Origin of the sequence: Vibrio sp. 10N.222.49.C9 (assembly GCF_041474985.1) — a bacterium.
GTDB classification, from domain to species: domain Bacteria; phylum Pseudomonadota; class Gammaproteobacteria; order Enterobacterales; family Vibrionaceae; genus Vibrio; species Vibrio crassostreae_C.
On record NZ_JBFRVD010000597.1, the window covers coordinates 1 to 412 of the forward strand.

The following is a 412-nucleotide window of genomic DNA, read 5'->3' on the forward strand; positions in this document are numbered from 1 at the left end:
TCGTAGTACCAATATCGCAGCGCCAATCTCCATTACTCCATCGATGAGTTGACCCGGAATAGTGGTTTTGGGGACGATGAGCTCGCTCGTGGACATGAACAAATAGTAGGGGAATAGCACCGATACCTTTTCAGGCAGATGCTTACGCTTGATTGTGAGCTTTGTTTTGGCGTTGTAGTGTTGGCTACTTGTATGAATGAATCTTCGCATGAAGTGGCGCACCACAAGGTAGGTGAACGCTGCAACTAACAAGGTAACGACAAATAACGCTATGTCTGCAATGAAACTGCTTCTATCAAATGTGATAGAAAATAGTGACAGCAGATCAATTAAAAAGTGTCCCAGATGCTCGACAATGGGCTCTGTCACAACTTGCTCATTTTCCATAAATTAAAACCTCCGTGTTCTTACT

Annotated in this window: 1 pseudogene; it reads right to left on the reverse strand. The window is 43.7% G+C overall.

Annotation, left to right across the window (positions count from 1 at the left end):
* Positions 1-387, reverse strand: a pseudogene (locus AB4585_RS24665) (hypothetical protein); the annotation flags it as partial.
* Positions 388-412 lie beyond the last annotated feature (25 nt).